This window comes from Paenibacillus sp. N22P23 (genome assembly GCF_059383735.1).
Genome location: NZ_JBXENT010000007.1, coordinates 194,616 through 217,719, shown reverse-complemented (window position 1 = coordinate 217,719; position 23,104 = coordinate 194,616). Strand labels below are relative to the sequence as shown.

The window sequence follows — 23,104 nt, the reverse complement described above, 5'->3', positions numbered from 1 at the left end:
GTAAGCTATCTATAGCTCCAAACCGCCTACATGCCCAGCTCTGCTTTAAGCTCAAGCAGCGCATCGCGAAGCTCTGCCGCACGTTCGAACTGCAAGCTCTTGGCTGCTTCCTTCATCTCGGCTTCCAAACGCTGCAACAGCGACTGGCGCTCCTTCTTGGACATCTTGTCGACGCCGACGCCGGACAAGAAATCGTTCTTCTGATCCGCTGACTTCGTCGCTTCAATAATGTCATGTACTTTCTTGCGGATTGTTGTAGGTGTGACGCCATGCTGCTCATTATAAGCAATCTGGATCGTACGGCGGCGATTCGTCTCGTCAATCGCCTTTGTCATCGAGTCGGTCATCTTATCTGCGTACATGATAACACGGCCTTCGGAGTTACGGGCTGCACGACCGATCGTTTGAATAAGCGACCGTTCTGAACGCAGGAAGCCTTCCTTATCCGCATCCAATATGGACACGAGAGACACCTCCGGCAAATCCAAGCCTTCCCGAAGCAGGTTGATCCCGATCAGAACATGAAATACGCCGATACGTAAATCACGCAATATCGCGAGACGCTCCAGTGTCTTAATGTCAGAGTGCAAATAACGGACCTTAATGCCAACATCCTTCATGTAATCTGTCAAATCCTCTGACATCTTCTTCGTCAGTGTTGTGACCAGAACACGTTCGTCCTTGGCAATGCGATCACGGATTTCAATAAGAAGATCATCGATCTGACCTTTCGTCTTACGCACTTCGATAATCGGATCCAGCAAACCGGTCGGACGAATAATCTGCTCCACCATCGTAGGGCATTTCTCCAGCTCGTAAGGCCCCGGCGTTGCTGATACATAGATGACTTGTTTTACTTTATTTTCAAACTCTTCGAAACGAAGGGGACGGTTATCCATAGCAGACGGCAATCGGAATCCATGATCCACCAGCACTTCCTTACGTGCACGGTCACCGTTATACATCGCCCGGATCTGAGGAATGCTTACATGGGACTCATCAATGACGACGAGCATATCATCCGGGAAGTAGTCCATCAGTGTATAAGGAGTTGCTCCACGCTCACGGAAAGTCAGAGGCCCGGAATAGTTCTCGATCCCGCTGCAGAAGCCCATCTCCTGCATCATCTCCAGATCGTAACGCGTCCGCTGCTCAAGCCGCTGCAGCTCCAGCAGCTTCCCTTGCTCGCGAAGTTCGGCGAGACGCTCTTCCAGCTCTGCCTCGATGTTCTTAATAGCCACCTTCATCGTATCCTCATGAGTAACGAAGTGAGAAGCTGGGAAGATCGCAACATGATCACGTTCACCGACAATTTCGCCGGTCAACACATCAATCTCCGTAATGCGTTCAATCTCATCCCCGAACAATTCGACCCGCATGGCCCGTTCATTATTGGCTACCGGGAAAATCTCGATAATGTCTCCACGTACACGGAATGTTCCTCGAATGAAGTTAATATCATTGCGTTGGTACTGTATATCGACGAGTTTATGAAGAATCGCATCGCGAGACTTCTCCATCCCCACACGTAAACTAAGCACGAGCTTGCCGTACTCCATCGGAGAACCGAGACCGTAAATGCACGATACGCTCGCTACGATAATGACGTCACGACGTTCGAACAAGGAGCTCGTAGCGGAGTGGCGCAGCTTATCAATCTCATCGTTTATGCTGGAGTCCTTCTCGATAAAGGTATCTGAGGACGGGATGTAGGCTTCAGGCTGATAGTAATCATAATAGCTGACGAAATAAGAGACGGCGTTATCCGGAAAAAACTCCTTAAACTCGCTGCAAAGCTGCGCGGCAAGCGTCTTATTATGCGCGATAACCAGAGTCGGCCGATTCAGCTTGGCGATTGTGTTCGCAATCGTATACGTCTTCCCTGTGCCCGTTGCACCAAGCAGCGTCTGATGATGAGCTCCCGCTTCGATTCCATCCGTCAGCTGTTGAATCGCAACCGGCTGGTCACCTTGCGGCGTATAATCCGATTTCAGCTCAAAGAGCTTCTCCTGTCCTTGCTTCTCGAACATTTCTCCTACACCCCAATCCTACGTCTTCTATGAAAAAGGCCTATTAATTTGTATGCCCAATATACAGGAAAAAAATAGATTGTCCGTTAAAATCATTCCGTTTACAATTACATAAGAATATGTGTTCCCATATGATGTTTATTATACCGATTAACAGGTTCGGTTGCAACGAAAGGTTACGACTTCCTGTCCCGAATGGGAGGACTTACCTCGCAATGAAAAAGGCCCCTGCAGCCGCCCATTAATGGACAGCGCCGAGGCACCGTAACTATTTCTAAAGTGTCGCTGATGTTGAAGATGAAGCCGCACGCTGCCTCGACTTCGCCGTACGTTTGCGCCAGAGCAGATCAAGAAGTGAAGCAGGCGCTGCCGCTGCATAATAGTCGGCTCTGTCATCCGGTGCGAGCACAACGCCTAGCTGGTGATGCTCGCCTGCGTAACGCGCACGCTGCACAAACTTGATTTGGCCTTCATGATTGAGCACTTCAAGCTTACAGAAGGCCGAGTTCACGTGAAGCGCGCCATATAGCTCTTCCTTCGTCTTAATACGAACACCGTTCACTTTATGAATGACTTCTCCAACCAGAATTCCCATTGATTCTGCAGGGGTGCCCGGAATTACGGCCAGTACACGCAAGCCCTGCTCGTTATGCACATACAGTGGCGAGCTTGCCGCCTCTTTGAAATAACTGACCGCCACGAGCGCCTCGTGCAGCAGTAAAGCACAAAGTGCAGCTACTAGCGTCAGCGGACTCCAGAAGGAAGCTGCAACAGCCACGCCTCCAATGCCAATTCCATAGAGCAGCAGCCCCTTCGAAGCGCTGCGTGCCTTCGCTGCCGGGAGCAGCGAACGTGTCAGCTCCGAGAACCCGATCACCATCGGGAAGCCGATCATCGTAAACCCGCTGCTCCACTGGCTGCTGTCTCCGAGCAGCAGCGTCCATGGCAGCGATACATCTCCGCTCCCACCGGTAACAGCCGGCACAAGCAGCAGCATCGGCACCGGCCAATACCCCTGCAGGGCTAGTCCTCCTATTAGCTTGCCTCTCTTGCCCTCAAGGAAGAGCGGGCTGGCAAAACGCGCTCCCTGCCACCGAACGAGCAGTGCTTCTGCCACATGCATAAGCGCAACCAGCGCGAGCAGTCCGGGAATATCTAGGCCGGCAAGCGAGGCTGCTGCTGAGCCCATCCAGTCGTTTCGATCCCCAAGTTCGGTCCAACCGAGCGCCCATTGCAGGACTCCCAGCAGACCTGCACTATAGGCAAAGCATAAGTACCGAACTCGGATAATCACGAGCACGGCGGCGGTTCCCCACATCCAAAGCACCGCATCCGTAGTGACCGAGACACCTAAAAACAGACTAATACATGAAATCAGTACACCAACGAGGAGTCCCGCTACGATCGTCCTTCCAAGCTGAATCGGCCAAGCATGAAGCCGGACATGGAACATTTTCCGCTCCATTCTTGTCTGCCGCATATATTGAAGCATAATCAGGAGCACCGCTAGATAATAAAACGGAGATAGCAGCAGTCCGATGGCCGCCGATCCCGCCTGCCGAAGCAATTCCATTGCCGCTTCCAAATCTTCCACTCCCTCTCGCAAACCAATACCACATCGTGATCAAAAAAAAAGAAGGCCCCTCCGCATGAATGCACGGAGTCAACCTTCTCTCTATTCGACATTGTCCAGGCAATTTCCTGCCTAGTGTTATTGTCCGCTGGCTAGCTTCTGCTGCAGCACATTGACTGCCTTCAATAATTGGGTATCGTTCTTCTCATCGCGAATCTTCGCAACGAGCGCTTCCTCTACCTTCTCCGCCGTTACTTTATCGGCATTTCCTGTAACAGGCAGCCCCGCTTTCTTCTGAAAAGCTTTGACGCTTAGAACAGTCGCTTGGTTGTAATACCCATCTTTGCGATCGATCGTATACCCTAAACCCGCGAGCATAATTTGAAGGCTTCGCGTGTTCTCATTAATCGTGTCCGGCTGCAATGTCGCTTCTTTGGACATCCGGGCTACCGTGTAATAATCCGGCGGCAGCACTTCGACGTCCGGTTTCAGCCCTTTCTCATGTACCCAGTTGCCAAGCGGCGTCAGCCACTTCGCAATGGTCATTTTGACTAAGCTTCCGTCGGCCATCGCTTTATCGTAACTGACTTGCACCGTCCCTTTGCCAAAAGAGGTCTCGCCGACCAAGGTCGCATGTGCCTCTTCTTTCAACGCCCCGGCAAGTACCTCGGACGCACTCGCGCTGCCTTTATTCATCAGTACAGCGATCGGGTACTTCTTGCCGCTTCCGGCAGACACCGTTTTCTCCCGATGCCCATCCTTATCCTCTACCTGCACGATCGGCTCGCCCTTCGGCACGAAAGGCTGCGCTACCGATACGACAACAGGCAGAACGCCGCCGGGATTGCCCCGCACGTCAATGATCAACGCCTTCATCCCTTGCTTCTCCAACTTCGTTAACTCTTCGTCGAACCGTTCGCCGGTATTAAGGGAGAATTGACGAATCTCGATAACGCCGATACCGCCATCCCTCATGCGTGCATAAACCGTTTCGTAATCGATGTCGTCCCGTACGATCGTGAGCTGCAGCGGTTGCGTCAAACCAGCCCGCTGAATAACCAATTTCACCTTCGACCCTTTAGGTCCGCGGATTTTGGCTACGGCATCATTCAAGGAAAGCCCGTCCAGTTTCTCGCCATTCACCGATAATAAGATATCGTTCGGGAGAACGCCTGCCCGCTCTGCCGGTGAATCCTTAATCGCGGATTCAACGGTGATTTTGCCATCCTTCATTTGAACGCCTGCGCCAATTCCCGTAAACGATCCTTCAATGGATTCCGAGAAATGCTTGGCTACTTCCTTCTTCATATAGACCGAATAAGGATCGCCCAGCGCTTCCATCATCCCGTTAACTGCCCCGTCAAGCACCTTCGTCCGATCCACTTCGCGAAAATATTTGTTCTCAATCAAACCGAGTACCGTGTTTAATTTCTGAAGCTCCTTCTCGCTTAGCTCATCATGTCCGGACGATTCCGATGACGCCGCTCTAGCTGTCGTTCCATCGCTCTCTATTGCAATGATGCGGTCTGCAACCGTCAAGGTTACAAGTGTAGATGCCGCCATCGTGAGCAAGATGAACGCTGCCACTGTCCGTCCTTTGAACTGCACGTCAACACCCCTTCGTGAGCATACCAATGCCTATGGTGAGATTGTTTTTCCCCTTACTTCTGACATCTCCCCTAGTATATGACAAGCCGCACCCAATTATTTGCATCTGGGTACGGCATCGTCATGTCAGCATACGAGCCTCATTGGCTCCGCCCGTTATTTATTTCAGATAAGGTGCAGGATTAACCGCCTCTTGATTCTTGCGTACTTCAAAATGCAAATGGTTCCCTGTGGACATGCCCGTGCTTCCGACTTCCGCAATTTTCTGGCCGCGCTTCACGGTTTGACCTTTCTCCACTTTGATGCCGCCATTGCGAATATGTCCGTAAACCGTCCACAGGCCGCCGCCATGATCAATGATGACACAGTTGCCATACTCGCTCCACCACTGCGCAACAATGACAAGACCCGACTCTGCCGCGTAGATCGACGTTCCACCCGGAGCAGCCATATCCATGCCGGCATGCAGTTTCTTTCTTCCCGTTACGGGATGAGTCCGATAGCCAAACGGCGAAGACAGACGCCAGTCGGCATGAAGCGGCATACCGAGCTTGCCGCCGGTGTAGTACACTTTGATTTTCTTCTTCTTCGATTCCAGATCGGATACTTTCTTCGCCAGCTTAATCAGCAAATCCGCTTGCTCTTCGCTGATTTCTTCCAGCTCTTCCGCCTGGCTCTTATATTTGAGCACCATCACTTCTTTTTCTTTCTCTTTGTCCTTGAGCAGATCTTGGAAGCCTTCAAGCTTCACATACATCTTCTTGACTTCGCCGAGCGATTTCTCCACTTCGACCTTCTTCTGCGCGATGAGTGCTTTGTCTTTCTTGTGGTCGGCGAGAATATCACGGTCTTGGCTTAGAATCGACTTCAATGAATCCATGCGATCAATAAAGTCGCCAAAGCTTGTTGCGCTGAGCATCACATCGATATAAGATACGAATCCATTCGTATACATCAAACGAATGCGCGATTGCAGCAGCTTGTCCCGCGTCTTCAGACGTTTCTCCGCCGTATCGAGGTCTTCACCGGCCTGCTGCAGCTTCTCTTCCGTCGATACCACTTGGGCCTGCACGGTGCTCAACTGCGTGCTGACTTCGCTGATTTGCTGCATGATTTCGCTGACAGACTTCGCTGTCTTCTCTTTCATCGCCAGCACATATTCCTTGTCCTTGTCCGCTTGATTGCGGTTATGAGAAGCTGCGCTCATTTCTTTGCGCACTTTAGCGAGCTCACTGTTGATTTTGTCTAGCTGCGAGGAAGCTTCGCCTTGATAGGGTTGAAACACAAATCCGGCAAATACGATAATGGCTAGAACGGCGAGTCCTTTCTTCACGTTCACGTTTCCATTCACCTACACTTTCAAGTACTTTCGCACCGACAAGGTGCTTCCCCAAATGCCAATCAAAATGCCGAGGCCCATAATCAGGACGGACACATTAAAGCCTGCTTCTTTCAACGTCACAAGTTTTATCATCATGAGGCCCAGCTCAACCTGAGACACCTCAACCAATCTGGAGTACCCAAGCAGCAGTAAGGAAACGGTAACAACCGAGCCCAATATGCCGATCAGTGCTCCTTCAATAAAGAAAGGCCAGCGGATAAAATTATTCGTTGCCCCCACCAGCTTCATAATGCCGATTTCGCGGCGACGCGCCACAATCGTCATCTTAATCGTGTTGGAAATGAGGAACATCGCGGTTAAGCCAAGTCCTGCTACAATAACAAGTCCGATGTTGCGGACGGCGTTCATTATTTTGAACAGCGATTCGACGGTTCCTTTCCCGTACTTCACGCTTGTAATCGGCAATGTCTCGTCCGCTTTGCCAATCGCTTCGATCTGCTTCGCAGCAAAAGCGATCTTCTGCGGCTCGAATACCTCTACAGTAAAGGAGTCCGGCAGCGGGTTGTTCGTCTTGTCGTACCCTTCCAGCAGCTCAGCACCATCAGCACCGATGCTCTCACGAAGAGATTCAAGCCCCTTCTCTTTGGATACAAATTCGATCTTGCTAACCTCCGGAATGTTGCCGATGGCATTCTTAAGCTCGTTAATCTTGACATCCTCGGTATTCAGCTGCAAATAAACCCGAATCTGTACCTGGCTCTCAATCTGGTCCGCCAAGTTGTTGACGTTCATTGCCAGCAATAGAAACGCACCTAATATAAACAGAGAAATGACGATGGAGCTGACGGAGGCAAAAGTCATCCAGCCGTTGCGCACCACGTTCTTCACCCCTTCACGAAGGTGGCGGATGATGGTGCTAGCTTTCATAACCATACTCTCCTCTCACTTCATCACGCACGACCGTTCCGTTCTCGATGGCGATGACGCGTTTGCGGAGCGTATTCACGATCTCTTTGTTGTGCGTTGCCATGATGATCGTTGTGCCGCGGAAGTTTATTTCCTCGAGCAAATTCATAATGCCCCATGACGTTTCAGGGTCAAGGTTACCGGTAGGCTCATCCGCCACAATGACGGCCGGATTATTGACAATGGCGCGCGCGATGGCGACCCGCTGCTGTTCGCCGCCTGACAGCTGCTGAGGCAAGCTTGCATGTTTGCCGCGAAGTCCAACGAGCTCCAGCACTTCCATCGTCCGCTTCTTGATGACTCGGCGCGGCGCTTCGATGACCTCCATCGCGAAGGCAATGTTCTCATACACGGTCAGCTTCGGAAGCAAGCGATAATCTTGGAAAATAACGCCGATGTTCCGCCGAACATAAGGAATCTTACGAGGCTTCAACTTACCGATGTTAAAGCCGTTCACGGAAATTTGGCCTTTGGTTGGAATTTCCTCTCGGTAGATCAGTTTCATAAAGGTGGATTTTCCAGCTCCGGAAGGTCCAACCAAGTAAACGAATTCATTACGGTCTATACGAACAGAAACGCCGCGGAGTGCATGAGTGCCGTCTGCGTACGTCTTCCAAATATCTTGCAATTCAATCACAATATCACATCCTGTAGGTAGTCAGCTTTTATCTATTCGACATGTTCGCGGTAAATCCTCTACCAAAGTCCTGTTTTCTGCATTTTTCATATTTCTCATGATGCGAAAAGTAGGAATCTAGTGCTTCAAACCGTAGATTTTTCGACAAACGTCCGTTTCTTGGTCTTGAATGACTTGGATCATCGAAGAGAATTGTACAAACAGTTGGCAGAAATGAAGCCCTCGGCGCATATACATGTACGAATACTGGCCCCGAGGTGATAGGAAGCAATGAACACGAAACGGCTGCAGCTAATCTGGATTCTGGCAGGGGCATTCCTGCTGCTCGCGTCTGCAGGGTGGGGCGGGTTATGGATGTATGCGTCCCAGCACACGATTCCGAAACAAGTGCATGTTGTCCTATCGAAACCTACAGAAACTTCCGCCGGACAACTGCTGCAGAGTGACGCCGTCATTCCCATCGGTTCACTACGCATCGAGGAAGGCAAGCAAATGCTGGCTTCGCGGAAGCAAACACTAGAGCAGCTTGCGATTACGATAAAAGGCGGCACAGGTGAGGTAAAAAAGAAAACGTGGACACTCGAACAACTCGGTATCGAGGTCGATACTAAGGATGCCGTGGCGGCTATCGACCGCTTGAATAGCGGCACGATGTGGACGAGAGCCAAGTATCGGTGGGGATTTAAGCAAAAGTTGACCATTGGGGTAAGTTTTGACAAAGAGGTGTTCGTGGGGAAAATACGCAGCGTCTGGGGCTGGTTGGACGCAGGTGAGCCGGTGAATGCAACGCGGAAGATCACGAGCAGTGACAAGGTCGTCTATACCCCGCACAAGGATGCCTATCGACTGGATACCGATAAAATGGTTGCCAAAGCTGCAGCTTCGATTGAGAAGGTGATCGGGAGCAATTGGGGAGCGAAGCTGTCTCCGATGACCTGGCCAGTGGAACTCCGCGTCGTCCATCCGTCCATTACGCTGCAGCGGTTGAAGGACGAAGGGGTCGAACGGCTTATCTCTTCCTTTACAACGGCGTTTAAGACGAGCGGCGCTGGACGTTCCTATAATGTGACGATGACAGCTAAGACGCTGAACGACATGGCGCTCGCTCCCGGGGAAGTGTTCGATTACAGCAAAATCATTGCCCTTACCAGCAAAAAATACGGCTATCGCCAAGCGCCAGTTATCCTTAACGGTGAATTCGTTCCGGGCATTGGCGGCGGGATCTGCCAAGTGTCCAGCACTTTGTACAATGCCGCATTGTTTGCGGGCCTTGATATGGTGGAGCGGCGCAATCACTCCCTTCCTGTTGCCTATTTGCCGCTGGGCCGAGATGCGACCTATGCCGATGATGCGATCAATTTCAAGTTTAAGAACACGACTGGCAAGCATATCATCATCCGGACCGTGGTGGAGAATCGCCAGCTGACCGTGAAGATCTTCGGCACCTTACCGAAAAGTGTGAGTTACAAGATTGAATCCAAAACGGTGGCTACTGTCGTTCCACCCGTGAAAGAGGTTCCGTCGGCATCTGTGCTGCCTGGTGAACGTCATCTGCTTTCATCCGGCAAACCCGGCTATATTGTCGAGACGTACCGCACCAAGCTGGAAAATGGTATGCAAGTATCGCGTAAACGTATCTCGCGGGATACGTATCGGGCACAGCCGGTTGTCTATGCCGTGGCTCCGGAGCAGTCCCACCCTGATAACGGCAAGGAAGAAGCACCGTTGCTTGAGGACGGTGTGGCTCAATAGGTGCCTGCTGCCGCCACTTGTACCTCCTATGCACAAAAAAAGGCCGTAGAATCAAGCAGCATACGTTGCTTAATTCTACGGCCCTATTTCTTTTAGCGGCTGCGCTCCGCGTATTCGGTAATCCATTCCGCTGTAGCGGCAAGTTCTTGCTCCGCGCGGGCGATGGCTTCGACTACCTGCGTCTTGGCCGTGCCGCCGTAAACGTTGCGTGCATTCACAACATTCTCCGGCTGCAGCACCTCGTAGATGCGATCATCGAACAACGAGGAGAACTGCTTGAACTCATCAAGCGTGAGATCCAGCAAGTATTTGCCCTGCTGGATGCAGTACAACACGGTCTTGCCGATGACTTCATGCGCTTGACGGAAAGGCAGACCCTTGCCAACCAAGAAGTCGGCGATGTCGGTCGCGTTCGAGAAGTCTTGATTGACGGCTTGACGCATCCGGTCCTTGTTCACCTTCATCGTCGCCACCATTGGGGCAAACAATTGCAGCGCGCCTTGCAGCGTGCGGACCGTATCGAACATGCCCTCTTTGTCTTCCTGCATGTCCTTGTTATAAGCAAGCGGCAGTGACTTAAGCACGGTCAGCAGGCCGACCAGGTTGCCATATACACGACCTGTTTTCCCGCGGACAAGCTCCGGCACGTCCGGATTTTTCTTCTGCGGCATGATGCTGCTGCCTGTGCAGAAGGCATCGTCGAGCTCAACAAAGTGGAACTCGGTGCTCGACCACAGGATGAACTCTTCGCTTAGACGCGAGAGATGCATCATGATGATGGACGCATGCGACAGGAATTCCAGAATGAAGTCGCGGTCGCTTACAGCATCTAAGCTGTTTTCGTAGACGCGGTCAAACTTCAGCTGACTCGCTACGAAATGGCGATCGATCGGGAACGTCGTCCCTGCCAATGCACCCGCTCCGAGCGGCAGCGTGTTCACCCGTTTGTAGCTGTCCTGCAAACGCTCGATATCACGACCGAACATGGAAACATAGGCCATCATATGATGCGCGAACAGGATTGGCTGTGCACGCTGCAGATGCGTATAACCCGGCAAAATCGTATCGATGTTAGCCGCTGCTTGCTGCACCAGCGCAGCTTGCAGCTTCTGCAGCAGATCAACGAACTCCACGACCCGCTTGCGCAGGTACAAATGCATATCTGTCGCAACCTGATCGTTACGGCTGCGGCCGGTGTGCAGTTTGCCGCCAACCGGACCCACATCGTCGATCAGCGTCTTCTCGATGTTCATGTGAATATCTTCATCGGCGATGGAGAATTCGATGTCGCCGCGCTTGATGCGCTGCAGGACGCGGTGCAGACCGTCCTTGATTTTCTCCACGTCATCTAAAGGCAGAATGCCTTGCTTGCCTAACATTGTTACATGTGCTAGGCTGCCTTGAATATCTTCTTCCGCAAGCTCTTTATCAAACAAAATGGATGCCGTATATTCTTCAACCAGTTGGTCGGTTTTCTTCGTAAACCGGCCTCCCCACAATTTACTCACACAGGTGCACTCCTTTATCGTTTCGCTTGCCTTACTTCTTGTTCTGTTCCACGCCAGAGGACACTTTCAGACGCAGCGCGTTCAGGCGGATAAAGCCGGTTGCATCGCCTTGGTCATACGCTTTGGACGGATCTGCTTCCATCGTTGCGATATCCGGATTGTACAGGCTGACTGGGCTCTTCACGCCGGCGCCGATTACATTGCCTTTGTACAGCTTCAGGCGAACGACGCCTGTTACGTTTTTCTGGCTTTCAAGTACGAGCGCTTGCAGCGCAAGACGCTCAGGCGCGAACCAGAAGCCGTTATATACGAGTGATGCATATTTGGAAATGAGGGAATCACGCAGGTGCATGACGTCGCGGTCCATCGTGAGCGACTCCATTTTGCGATGTGCAGCGAATAGGATCGTACCGCCCGGTGTCTCGTAAACACCGCGGCTCTTCATGCCGACGAAACGGTTCTCCACCATATCGACACGGCCGATGCCGTGCTTGCCGCCAAGCTCATTCAACTTCTCCATCGCTTGCAGCGGACTCAGGTTCTCGCCATTAACTGCGACACAATTGCCGGCTTCGAATGTAAGCTCTACATATTCGGCTTGATCCGGTGCGTCCTCAGGGGACACGGACAAGACAAACATGCCTTTGTTCTCGTCGCTGCTTGGATCAAACCAAGGATCCTCCAGCATGCCGCTCTCAAAGCTGATGTGCAGCAGGTTGCGGTCCATCGAATACGGCTTAGCCGCAGACGCTTGAACCGGAATGTTATGCTTCTCCGCGTATGCGATCATCTCAGCACGTCCCGGGAACTGCTCGCGGAAAGCCTCAATGCGCCATGGCGCGATGACGTCAATGTCCGGAGCAAGTGCAGCAGCTGTCAGTTCGAAGCGCACTTGGTCGTTGCCTTTGCCTGTTGCGCCATGCGCAATGGCTGTTGCGCCTTCAGCGCGAGCGATGTCTACCATACGTTTCGCGATCAGCGGACGCGCGATGGAAGTACCCAGCAGGTACTGACCTTCGTAGAGTGCGCCTGATTGGAACATCGGATAAATGAAATCTTCCGCGAACTCGTCGCGCAGATCATCGATGTACACTTTGGACGCGCCTGTCGCCAAAGCTTTCGCTTCCAAGCCATCCAGCTCATCCTTTTGTCCGATATCCGCTGTGAATGCGATAATTTCCGCGTCGTAGGTTTCTTTGAGCCATTTTAGAATAACAGACGTATCCAGACCGCCCGAGTAAGCCAGCACGATTTTTTCCTTCGCCATGATTCAGTCAACACTCCCTATTGTGAATTAAGTCCGAATAAGTTCGGTACTACATGATTGCAGCCATAATCGCCTTCTGCGCATGCAGACGGTTCTCCGCTTGATCGAAAATAATCGATTGCTTGCCATCGATGACGCCTTCGCTTACTTCCTCGCCGCGATGCGCCGGCAGGCAGTGCATGAAGAGGTAGTCGCTCTTCGCGTAGCGAATCAGATCCTCGTTCACTTGATACGCAGCAAAAGCCAGCTCGCGCTCCTTCTGCTCCGCCTCAAAGCCCATGCTCGCCCAAACGTCCGTGTAGACAACATCAGCGTCCGCGATCGCTTCCTTCGGATCACGGCACACATGGATGCGCGAGCCGGTTTCGGCTGCACTCGCCTTCGTCAACGCTACGACGTCAGCGTCAGGCTCGTAGCCTTCCGGTGTCGCCACCGAAATATGCATGCCGAGCTTCGCTGCACCCATCATCAAGGAGTGCACCATATTGTTGCCATCGCCGATGTACGCCACTTTAAGTCCTTCCAGGCGGCCCTTATGCTCGAGCACCGTTTGATAATCACACAGTGCTTGGCATGGATGGGACAGGTCTGTAAGGCCGTTAATGACCGGCACGGTAGCTGCACGAGCAAGCTCAATGACAGTGCGGTGCGCAAAGGTACGGATCATCATGCCGTCCAGATAACGCGACAGCGTCTGCGCCGTATCGGAGATCGTCTCCCCGCGGCCGATCTGCAGGTCATTGCGGCTGAGGAACAGCGCATGACCGCCGAGCTGGTACATCCCAACTTCAAAGGAAACACGCGTACGCGTGGATGATTTTTCAAAAATCATGCCGAGGGTTTTGCCCTTCAGCGGGTGATAAATTTCGCCGGCCTTCTGCTTGCCCTTGAGCTCGATCGCAAGATCGATCAGGTAGCGTACTTCCGCAGGCGTATAGTCAGCCAAACCAATAAAGTCACGGCCTTTAAGGCCAATTGCGATTTCTTCGGTCAACAATTGAGACATGTGGGTGGTTCTCCCTTCTTTCTACAGCTGCGCTGGAGCCGTTTGATCCGCGAAAATCGAGGTCAGAATGCTCACCGCTTGATCTATTTCTTCACGCGAAACGAGGAGGCTAGGCAGCAAACGGACAACGTCCGGACCTGCTGTAACGACTAACAAACCACGCTTCTGGCCTTCTGCGATGATATTCGCAACCGGACCGCTGCACACGATTCCGATCATCAGTCCCTTGCCGCGAATGTCTGTCACAAACGGATTGCCCGCAAGCTTCTCGCGAAGCTGTCCTACGAGGTACTCGCCGCTCTCAGCCGCACGCTCCGGTGCTTTCTCACTGATAATGGCCTCCACAGTCGCTTTAACGACAGCTGTAGCAATTGGAGTTCCGCCGAACGTCGAGCCGTGGCTGCCGGCTGTGAACGCTTCAATCAGCTCGCCTTTCGCCAACATAGCACCGACAGGGAAACCGCTCCCTAGCCCTTTTGCCAATGTGAAAATATCCGGTTCAATACCGTAATGCTCAAACGAAAACAGCTTGCCGGTTCGACCCATTCCTGTTTGAATCTCATCTATGATTAGGAGCAACCCGCGCTCCTTGCAAAGCTTAGCCAGATGCTGCACGAACGCAGGCTCTACCGGTATTACGCCGCCTTCAGCTTGGATCATTTCGATCATGATGGCTGCTGTCTTATCGGTAATTGCCGCTTCAAGCGCTTCGATGTCATGCAGCGGGATATAGCGGAATCCTTCCGGAAGAGGACCGAAGCCTTCTTTCACTTTCTCTTGGCCCGTTGCCGTCAACGTAGCCAATGTTCTGCCGTGGAAGGATTGGGCGAACGTAATGATTTCATAGCGACCGTTGCCCTTCACTTTCTGATGGTAACGGCGGGCAAGCTTAATTGCCGCTTCGTTGGCTTCCGCGCCGGAGTTGCAGAAGAATACCGCTTCGGCATGGCTGTTGTCCGTCAGCAGCTTCGCTGCCGCTTCTTGATTCGGAATGTGAAACAGATTGGATACATGCCACAGCTCGTCGAGCTGCTTCACAAGCGCATCTTTCACTTGCTTTGGCGCATGACCCAGATTCGTGACGGCCAGGCCGCACATGAAGTCTAAGTATTTGTTCCCTTTGTCATCCCAGAGCCAGCTGCCTTCACCCTTCACAAGTGAAATCGGATATCTTGCATACGTCGGAAAAAGCGAGCTGCCAGCTGCTTCAGTACCTTTGTTCATATCGCTCATCATTCGTTCACCCCGCTAATAATTAAGATTGTATAATTCTTGTTCCAATGCCGCCTTCGAGGACAGCCTTGCTAAGTACGCCCGGTACGTCGCCGTTTACGATGACAACTTCCTTCACTCGCCCTTGAATACATGCGATTGCTGCCCGAACCTTCGGAATCATGCCTCCGTAAATTTCGCCGCTCGCAATCATCTCTTCGATCTCTTCCACAGTTGCGGTAGGGAGCACTTGTTTCTCTCCGTCTACCGTTTTCAAAATACCAGGCACATCGGTTACTACAATCATCTGCTCCACGCCAAGATGCGATGCAACCGCGCCTGCTGCTGTATCCGCATTGATGTTGTAGCGTTGTCCTGCGGCATCGATACCGATTGGCGCGATTACGGGAATGTAGCCCATGCCCATGACGCCTTCGATGATCGCTGCATTCACATCCGTTACATCGCCGACAAAACCGATCTCGTCTGCGTTCGCCACAGGCTGAGCCGTGATAAGCTCGCCGTCAACGCCGGACAGGCCAAGTGCTTTCGCGCCGCTTTGACCGATTCGGCGGACGATCTCCTTGTTGATTCGTCCTGCGAGCACCATTTCCACAACGTCGAGCACTTCGTCGCTTGTTTTGCGCAAGCCGTTCACGAACTCGCTGGCAATTCCCAGCTTGCCGAGTGTTTCCGAGATAGCCGGGCCGCCGCCATGAACGATAACGGCTTTAACGCCGCGCTCTTGCAAACTCCTTAAATCTTCGAAAAAAGAAGCCGGAAGCGCCGCAAGCGTGCTGCCCCCGCATTTCATCACAAACCGCTGTTCCATAGGTTTCGTCCGTTCCCTTCGTTCCCGAAATCCTGTTGCTATGTGCGATATGCCGCGTTGATACGGACATAATCATAAGTGAGGTCACAGCCCCAAGCCGTTGCCACGCCTTCACCCATATGCAGATCCACATGAATGACGACCGTATCACCCTTCAAGTAAACAAGCGCTGCTTCTTCGTCAAATGCGATTGGCCGCGATTGCGTAAGCGTCACGATATCGCCTAGCGCGATGTCGACGGTCTCCGGATTTACAGGTACGCCTGCGCGACCTACAGCTGCAATAATACGGCCCCAGTTCGCATCTGCGCCGAATACGGCGGACTTCACGAGTGAAGAGCCGATAACGGTCTTCGCGATCGCTTGCGCCGCATCATTCGATTCCGCTCCGCGCACTTGCACCTCGACGAGCTTCGTTGCGCCTTCTCCGTCTCGCGCGATTGCTTTCGCCAGCACTTCGCACACATAACGGAGTCCATCTGCGAACGCCGCATAGTCAGGGTGACCTGCGTGAAGCTCTTCGTTGCCTGCGAAACCACTTGCCATCGCCACAAGCATGTCGTTCGTGCTCGTATCGCCGTCAACTGTAATCATGTTAAAGGTTACGTCTGTTACTTGGCGCAGCAGCGTCTGCAGCGCTTCGCTTCCGATTTCCGCATCTGTAGTAACGAAGCCAAGCATCGTCGCCATGTTGGGATGGATCATTCCGCTTCCTTTGGATGCGCCGGCAATATGTACAATCTTGCCGTCAACCGTAACGGAAACACATACTTCCTTCTTCACGAGGTCCGTGGTCAGAATCGACTGGCAGAAATCATCTGCCGCCTGATAGGAATCTGCCAAACGAGCAGGCAGCTCCGCAATACCACCGCGTACGCGATCCATCTTCAGCAGCTCACCGATAACACCGGTAGATGCTACTGCCACCTGCTCGGCAGGTACGCCGATTGCTTCGGCAAATGCGCTGCGCATTTCATAGGCATCCGCATCGCCCTGCTTGCCTGTGCACGCATTCGCATTGCCGCTGTTCACGATAACCGCGCGCAGCTTGCCGCCAGCGCCAATGCTCTCGCGCGTCACCTGAATCGGCGCCGCCTGAAACACGTTCGTCGTGTACACGCCGGCTGCAGCAGCAGGCACTTCACATACGATAGCGCCAAGGTCATGGCGCGTAGTCTTCTTCAAACCGCAATGCAAGCCGCCGGCTTTAAAGCCTTTAGGTGTCGTAACGGAGCCTTCCGGCACGACGATATAGGTTGGTGATGTGTTCCCCTGTCCCATTGTTCAATCGCGTCTCCTTTATTGGATGAATGCGGAGTCGACCAGAGGTCTACTCTCTTTATTAAGGGTACATCGGAACGAAGTTAAGGCCCAGCGCCTCGTCCCAGCCCATCATCAGATTCAAGTTTTGAATGGCCTGCCCAGCAGCACCCTTCACAAGATTATCAATAACCGACACAATCGTTACGCGCCCTGTACGCTCATCAACGGAGAAGCCGATGTCGCAATAGTTGGAGCCTGATACTTCTTTAGTCGCCGGCCAAGTACCGCTCTTACGGATACGGACGAACGGTCGACCTTCATAATAATTGTTATACAACGAGATGAAGTCCTCCGTGCTGTGTCCACCTTTGACAGTTGCATAGATCGTGCTCATAATACCGCGCGTCATCGGAACCAAATGGGTCGTAAACGTCGTCAGCACTTTCTCGCCTGCAACATCCGAGAGCACTTGCTCAATCTCCGGAATATGTTGATGCTTATTGATTTTATAAGCTCTGAAATTCTCATTGATTTCCGGATAATGATTGCCCACGGTTGTTCCGCGGCCTGCACCGGAAACGCCGGATTTCGCATCTATAATAATCGTAGAGAGGTCGATATATCCTTCCTTCACCGCCGGGATCAAACCAAGCAGTGCAGACGTCGGGAAACAACCCGGATTGGATATTAAATCTACGCCTCGCACCGATTCGCCGTACACTTCGCACAGACCATATACCGCTTGGTCCAGGTATTGCTGCTCCGCTGGTGCTTTCTTATACCAAGTCTCGTATTCACTGCGAGATTTAAGCCGGTGATCGCCGGAAATATCAATGACTTTAAGCCCTGCCGCCAGAAGCGAAGGGGTCAGAGCAGTTGCAATGCCCGGAGGGGTCGCTATAAATACAACATCGGCTTTACTTCGGATCAAAGCCGGGTCCACATCGTCTAGAATATCGGTTCGAATTTCGGTCAAATGAGGGAAGCCTTCCGCTATTGGCGCTCCTGCTGTGGAGGATGAGGTGACAGAAGCCACTTCCACCTGCGGATGGTTGGCCAGAAGCCTGATAAGCTCAACGCCGCCGTACCCTGTTGATCCGATAATCGCTGCTTTCACTGCTTTACTCATGTCCGTTCTCTCCCATCCATTTCCTTCCTAGCTATCCATTGTACACGAACAGGGGGATAGAGGAAATAGCTAACACTTTGTATTATTATACATACGTATTCATATTAATTCAACGGAAAAGTTGCGTATTTTTGCGGCAAATTTACGGCAATTGGAAGCCTTCCCCCAGCACCTCAGCCGTATCGCTAATAATGACAAACGCGTAGGGGTCTGCCGTCCTTACGAGTCCCTTCAGCTTTGACACTTCGCCTTGTCCGACGACAACCATAAGCACGGTACGTGCTTCACCTGTATACCCGCCATGCCCGTCAAGCTTGGTTAATCCGCGATCCAGATCATGAAGCACGGCCTGCGTAATGGCTTCCGGCTTGTCCGAAATAACGAAGGCTACCTTCGAAGTCGCAAGGCCCGTCTGTACAAAATCGATCGTTTTGCTTGTTACAAATAAGCCAACCAGTGCATAGAGTGCATTCTCCGGCGCGATGATGATGCCCGCAGCTGCAATGACGAGGCCGTCGAAGCACGCTACCGCTAGTCCGAGCCGCACACCGGTAAACCGATGCAGCAGCTGGGCTGCAAGATCAAGTCCGCCTGTCGAGGCCTTCCCCCGGAAAACAAGGCCAAGCCCTGCCCCAACACCGATCCCGCCATAGATAGATGCAAGCATCGCATTATCGGTCGGCGGCTGCCAGTCCGAGGTGAACAAGACGAGCAGTGGCAGCAAAAAGGAGCCAAGTGCAGTCTTCAGTGCGAAGCGTTTGCCAAGCAGCCATAGCCCGATGAGGAACAGCGGTACGTTAAGCGCCCACTGCGTATAAGCAGGCGGGATATCCCATACGCGATTAATCAAGATAGAAATACCCGATACACCACCGGACGCAATACCCAGAGGTACCAGAAACATGTTAAAGCTGATGGCAATAAGAAATGAACCAATAAGCAGTAATGCCACGCTGAGCGCCGCCTCACTCTTCGGCCCCAACGGTTTCCTTAGTCTTCGATTTTCTCTATGTAGCTTCTTAATCCCTTGTTCTTGCTGCAAACTCATTGCTGACCCCATCCTTCTATATAAGTAACATCCATTAATCCACAAAAAAGAGTTCCGACACCTAGTAGTGTAGGAACTCTTCCTCCAGGCTATGCACGCATGCATAGCAGCCCTTCATCATTGCTCTTCATGACGGATCTTGCTCCGTAAGTAACCATCAATAAACATATTCAGATCGCCGTCCATTACGGCGCCGACATTGCCTGTTTCCACCGAGGTGCGATGGTCCTTGACCATGCTGTACGGATGGAAGACATAGGAGCGGATTTGGCTGCCCCATGCAATATCGGACTGCTCGCCGCGAATTTCCGCGAGATGCTTCTGCTGCTCTTCAATCTTGCGTTCATAAAGCTTGGAGCGCAGCATCTGCATCGCACGCTCGCGGTTCTGAATCTGCGAGCGCTGCGTCTGGCAGGATACAACGATACCGGAAGGCATGTGCGTGATCCGGATTGCCGATTCCGTCTTATTGATATGTTGACCGCCCGCGCCGCTGGCCCGGTACGTGTCTACCTTGAGATCCTCCGAACGGATGTCAATCTCGATGTCATCGTCAATCTCCGGCATAATGTCACAGGATACGAAGGACGTATGGCGTCGACCGGAAGCATCGAAAGGCGAGATACGCACAAGACGATGAACGCCTTTCTCCGCTTTCAGGTACCCGTATGCATTATGGCCTTTGACGGAAATCGTAACGCTCTTGATGCCCGCCTCATCGCCAGCCAGATAGTCCAGCAGTTCCACCTTGAAGCCGGATTTCTCCGCCCAACGTGTGTACATCCGATACAGCATTTGGCACCAGTCCTGCGACTCTGTGCCGCCGGCGCCGGGATGCAGCTCAAGAATGGCGTTTAGCTTGTCGTAAGGCTCACTAAGCAGCAGCTGAAGCTCAAACTCGCTTACTTTGCCAACGAGTTCCGCAACATTTCGCTTCAATTCCGCCTCAAGACCTGCATCTTCGCCTTCTTCTTCCGCCAGCTCCAGCATCGTTTGCAGATCTTCATGCTCGCTTTGCATCCGTTCGAATTGATCGACAACGGATTTGACGGCATTCATCTCGGCAATGGTGCTCTGCGCACGGTCATTGTCATCCCAGAAGCCTGGCGCGCTCATTTTCTCCTCAAAGTTGAGGATCATCTCTTGCTTAATATCTAAGTCAAAGAGACCCCCTGAGTTCTTGGAGACGCTTCGCCATTTCACGCAGATCTTGTTTCATCGTTATATCTATCATGACGGTCGCTTCACCTCAAATTAACTTCGTTGCCCTACCTTATGCAATAGGCAGACTTATTGTCCGTGGCATTGCTTGTATTTCTTGCCGCTGCCGCATGGGCACGGATCATTACGACGCACACGTTCTTCTTTGCGAACCGGACGCTTCTGCTGCATTTCGCTGCTTCCGCCGGATTCCGTTTGACCTTTAGCAACCTCTTGGCGCTCCAGGTTGTTCTCCACGTGGGCTTTCATGATATATTTGGTGACTTCTTCTTGAATATGCTCAATCATTTCCTTGAACATCTCGAAGCCCTCGAATTGATATTCACGCAGTGGATCTGTACCGCCGTATGCACGAAGGTGAATACCTTGGCGAAGCTGATCCATGGCATCGATGTGATCCATCCATTTGCTGTCTACTGCGCGCAGTACGACAACCTTCTCGAATTCACGCATCGTTTCCGGACCGATTCCTTCTTCGCGCTGATCATAGAGCTCGATCACTTTGCCGTACAAGAAATCATTGATTTCTTCCGGCTCTTTGCCCCATAGATCGTCTTTCGTGATGCTGCCCTCGTGCAGGAAGTTGCCTTCTGCATAATCAACGATTTCTTGCAGTTCCCAGTTCTCCGGTACATCATCAGACGGACAGTGAGCGTCAACGATCTTCGCAATAACCGGTTTGATCATCTCAAGAACGATCTCGCGGATGTTCTCGGAGAAGAGCACTTCGCGGCGCTGCTTGTAGATAATCTCACGCTGTTGGTTCATGACGTCATCGTATTGCAGGACAATTTTACGTTGATCGAAGTTGTTGCCCTCTACGCGTTTCTGCGCAGATTCGATCGCACGGGAGATCAAACGGCTCTCAATCGGTTGATCTTCTTCGAAGCCAAGACGCTCCATCATGCCCATGATGTTCTCAGAGCCGAAGCGGCGCATAAGTTCATCTTCGAGCGACAGGTAGAACTGCGAAGAACCCGGATCCCCTTGACGACCGGCACGACCGCGCAGCTGATTATCGATACGACGGCTCTCATGGCGTTCCGTACCAATAATATGCAAACCGCCAACACCGTCAACCGCTTCGCCAAGCAAAATATCAGTACCACGGCCAGCCATGTTCGTTGCAATCGTAACCGATTCGGATTGACCGGCACGGGAAATGATTTCTGCTTCCTCCGCATGATACTTCGCGTTCAGTACCTTATGCGTAATGCCGCGTTTCTTCAACAACTCGGAGAGCTTCTCAGAGTTCTCGATGGAAACTGTACCCACGAGCACCGGCTGTTTGTTTTTGTGGCGTCTGACAATCTCTTCAACCACCGCTTTAAACTTGCCGTTCTCTGTTTTATAGACAACATCCGCAATATCATCACGGACATTCTTCCGGTTTGTCGGCACTTGAATGACTTCAAGACCGTAAATTTTCTTGAACTCTTCTTCCTCTGTTTTCGCTGTACCTGTCATACCGGACAGCTTGCGGTACATACGGAAGTAGTTCTGGAATGTAATCGTAGCGAGCGTCATGCTCTCGTTCTGTACTTTAATTTGCTCTTTCGCTTCGATCGCTTGATGCAATCCGTCGCTGTAACGACGGCCAGCCATTAGACGGCCCGTAAACTCATCGACAATGATAACTTCTTCATCTTGTACCACGTAGTCTACGTCGCGTTTCATGATGACATGCGCTTTGAGCGCTTGCTGGATGTGATGGTTAAGCGTTACATTGGCATGATCGAACAAGTTCTCGATGCCAAATGCTTTCTCCGCCTTCTCCACGCCTGCATCCGTCAATGTTACCGAACGCACTTTCACATCAACGGTATAATCTTCTTCTACCTTCAACCGCAGCGCAAACCGATCTGCTGCAAAATACAGCTCCGTCGATTTGGCAGCTTGCCCGGAAATAATCAAAGGTGTACGAGCTTCATCGACAAGAATGGAGTCGACTTCATCAATAATGGCATAATAAAGCGGACGCTGTACCATTTGTTCTTTGTACAGGACCATGTTGTCACGCAAGTAGTCGAATCCAAACTCATTGTTCGTTCCGTATGTGATGTCACATGCGTACGCTGCTTGCTTCTCATCATGTGTGAGGCCATGCAGGTTAACACCGACAGTTAAGCCTAGGAAATTATAGAGCTGACCCATTTGCTCGCTGTCACGCGTAGCCAGGTAGTCATTGACTGTAACGACATGAACACCTTTGCCCTGAAGCGCGTTCAAGTAAACCGCAAGGGTAGCGACGAGCGTCTTACCTTCACCTGTTTTCATCTCCGCAATTTGGCCTTCGTGCAGCACCATACCGCCGATCAACTGTACATCGTAATGGCGCTTGTCCAGAACGCGTTTTGAAGCTTCTCTTGTAACTGCGAACGCCTCTGGAAGCAGGGCATCAATGTCCTCGCCCTTTTCGAGACGTGCTCTAAATTCCTCCGTCTTCTCACGAAGTCCATCATCTGACAACTTGGAAATTTGTGGCTCTAGGCCGTTAATTTCCTCCACGGTACGCATTAGACGCTTAATCTCACGTTCGTTGGCGTCTCCGAATAATTTCTTTACAAGTCCGAGCATGGTCTTCCCCTTTCGTCTGTTACGCCTGTTTGCATAAATTGTATCAGTTTGCGGCAGTTCCCGCAATGTTGGCCCCCTGAGGGAGAAGCTGGATTGGGCACGCAAACCCGCTATGATCCTGTATTTCTTGCAGG

At 51.9% G+C, this 23,104-nt stretch carries 17 protein-coding genes; 1 reads left to right on the top strand and 16 read right to left on the bottom strand.

Annotation, left to right across the window (positions count from 1 at the left end; translation table 11 throughout):
- Nucleotides 1–26: 26 nt before the first annotated feature.
- The 6 genes from uvrB to ftsE all read right to left on the bottom strand — a co-directional run bounded on the left by uvrB (nt 27) and on the right by ftsE (nt 8,156).
- Nucleotides 27–2,030 carry an excinuclease ABC subunit UvrB gene (gene uvrB, locus AC506A_RS24070; protein WP_495463534.1) on the bottom strand — a complete coding sequence of 668 codons (2,004 nt, stop codon included), beginning with the start codon at nt 2,028–2,030 and terminating at the stop codon, nt 27–29.
- A 274-nt stretch (nt 2,031–2,304) separates the two neighbouring features.
- Nucleotides 2,305–3,615: a PDZ domain-containing protein gene (locus AC506A_RS24065; RefSeq protein WP_495463533.1), complete on the bottom strand. Its 1,311-nt coding sequence runs from the start codon at nt 3,613–3,615 to the stop codon at nt 2,305–2,307.
- A gap of 126 nt (nt 3,616–3,741) precedes the next feature.
- Nucleotides 3,742–5,211, bottom strand: a complete 1,470-nt coding sequence (locus tag AC506A_RS24060) for a S41 family peptidase (protein WP_495463532.1) — start codon at nt 5,209–5,211, stop codon at nt 3,742–3,744.
- 160 nt (nt 5,212–5,371) lie between these two features.
- Entirely contained in the window at nt 5,372–6,550 is a 1,179-nt protein-coding gene (locus tag AC506A_RS24055) for a murein hydrolase activator EnvC family protein (protein ID WP_495463531.1), read from the bottom strand.
- A 12-nt stretch (nt 6,551–6,562) separates the two neighbouring features.
- Entirely contained in the window at nt 6,563–7,480 is a 918-nt protein-coding gene (ftsX, locus tag AC506A_RS24050; protein WP_495463530.1) for a permease-like cell division protein FtsX, read from the bottom strand.
- Complete coding sequence (gene ftsE, locus AC506A_RS24045; protein ID WP_495463529.1) at nt 7,470–8,156, bottom strand: cell division ATP-binding protein FtsE; 687 nt, start codon at nt 8,154–8,156, stop codon at nt 7,470–7,472. The genes ftsX and ftsE overlap by 11 nt, the downstream gene beginning before the upstream one ends.
- Before the next feature lie 270 nt (nt 8,157–8,426).
- Between ftsE and AC506A_RS24040 the strand changes: the two genes are divergently transcribed.
- The gene (locus AC506A_RS24040; protein WP_495463528.1) at nt 8,427–9,908 is read left to right on the top strand and encodes a VanW family protein; all 1,482 of its coding nucleotides are present in this window, start codon (nt 8,427–8,429) and stop codon (nt 9,906–9,908) included.
- Between the two features lie 92 nt (nt 9,909–10,000).
- Here the strand turns inward: AC506A_RS24040 and argH are convergent, their stop codons facing one another.
- The 10 genes from argH to secA form a co-directional block, all read right to left on the bottom strand.
- Nucleotides 10,001–11,416, bottom strand: coding sequence for an argininosuccinate lyase (argH, locus tag AC506A_RS24035; RefSeq protein WP_495463527.1), 1,416 nt, complete (start codon nt 11,414–11,416; stop codon nt 10,001–10,003).
- A gap of 31 nt (nt 11,417–11,447) precedes the next feature.
- Nucleotides 11,448–12,683: an argininosuccinate synthase gene (locus AC506A_RS24030; RefSeq protein ID WP_495463526.1), complete on the bottom strand. Its 1,236-nt coding sequence runs from the start codon at nt 12,681–12,683 to the stop codon at nt 11,448–11,450.
- Nucleotides 12,684–12,732: 49 nt separating this feature from the next.
- Entirely contained in the window at nt 12,733–13,689 is a 957-nt protein-coding gene (gene argF, locus AC506A_RS24025) for an ornithine carbamoyltransferase (RefSeq protein WP_495463525.1), read from the bottom strand.
- A 21-nt stretch (nt 13,690–13,710) separates the two neighbouring features.
- Nucleotides 13,711–14,925, bottom strand: a complete 1,215-nt coding sequence (gene argD / locus AC506A_RS24020) for an acetylornithine transaminase (RefSeq protein WP_495463524.1) — start codon at nt 14,923–14,925, stop codon at nt 13,711–13,713.
- 19 nt (nt 14,926–14,944) lie between these two features.
- Nucleotides 14,945–15,733, bottom strand: a complete 789-nt coding sequence (gene argB, locus AC506A_RS24015) for an acetylglutamate kinase (RefSeq protein ID WP_091225036.1) — start codon at nt 15,731–15,733, stop codon at nt 14,945–14,947.
- Nucleotides 15,734–15,771: 38 nt separating this feature from the next.
- Entirely contained in the window at nt 15,772–17,013 is a 1,242-nt protein-coding gene (gene argJ, locus AC506A_RS24010) for a bifunctional ornithine acetyltransferase/N-acetylglutamate synthase (RefSeq protein WP_495463523.1), read from the bottom strand.
- 61 nt (nt 17,014–17,074) lie between these two features.
- Nucleotides 17,075–18,124 carry an N-acetyl-gamma-glutamyl-phosphate reductase gene (argC, locus tag AC506A_RS24005; protein WP_495463522.1) on the bottom strand — a complete coding sequence of 350 codons (1,050 nt, stop codon included), beginning with the start codon at nt 18,122–18,124 and terminating at the stop codon, nt 17,075–17,077.
- A 142-nt stretch (nt 18,125–18,266) separates the two neighbouring features.
- Nucleotides 18,267–19,172, bottom strand: coding sequence for a YitT family protein (locus AC506A_RS24000; RefSeq protein ID WP_495463521.1), 906 nt, complete (start codon nt 19,170–19,172; stop codon nt 18,267–18,269).
- 117 nt (nt 19,173–19,289) lie between these two features.
- A protein-coding gene (gene prfB, locus AC506A_RS23995; protein ID WP_495463520.1) for a peptide chain release factor 2 occupies nt 19,290–20,406 on the bottom strand; the annotation gives its coding sequence in 2 pieces (ribosomal slippage) (nt 19,290–20,333 and nt 20,335–20,406; 1,116 coding nt in all).
- 56 nt (nt 20,407–20,462) lie between these two features.
- Nucleotides 20,463–22,970, bottom strand: a complete 2,508-nt coding sequence (gene secA, locus AC506A_RS23990; protein ID WP_495463519.1) for a preprotein translocase subunit SecA — start codon at nt 22,968–22,970, stop codon at nt 20,463–20,465.
- Nucleotides 22,971–23,104 lie beyond the last annotated feature (134 nt).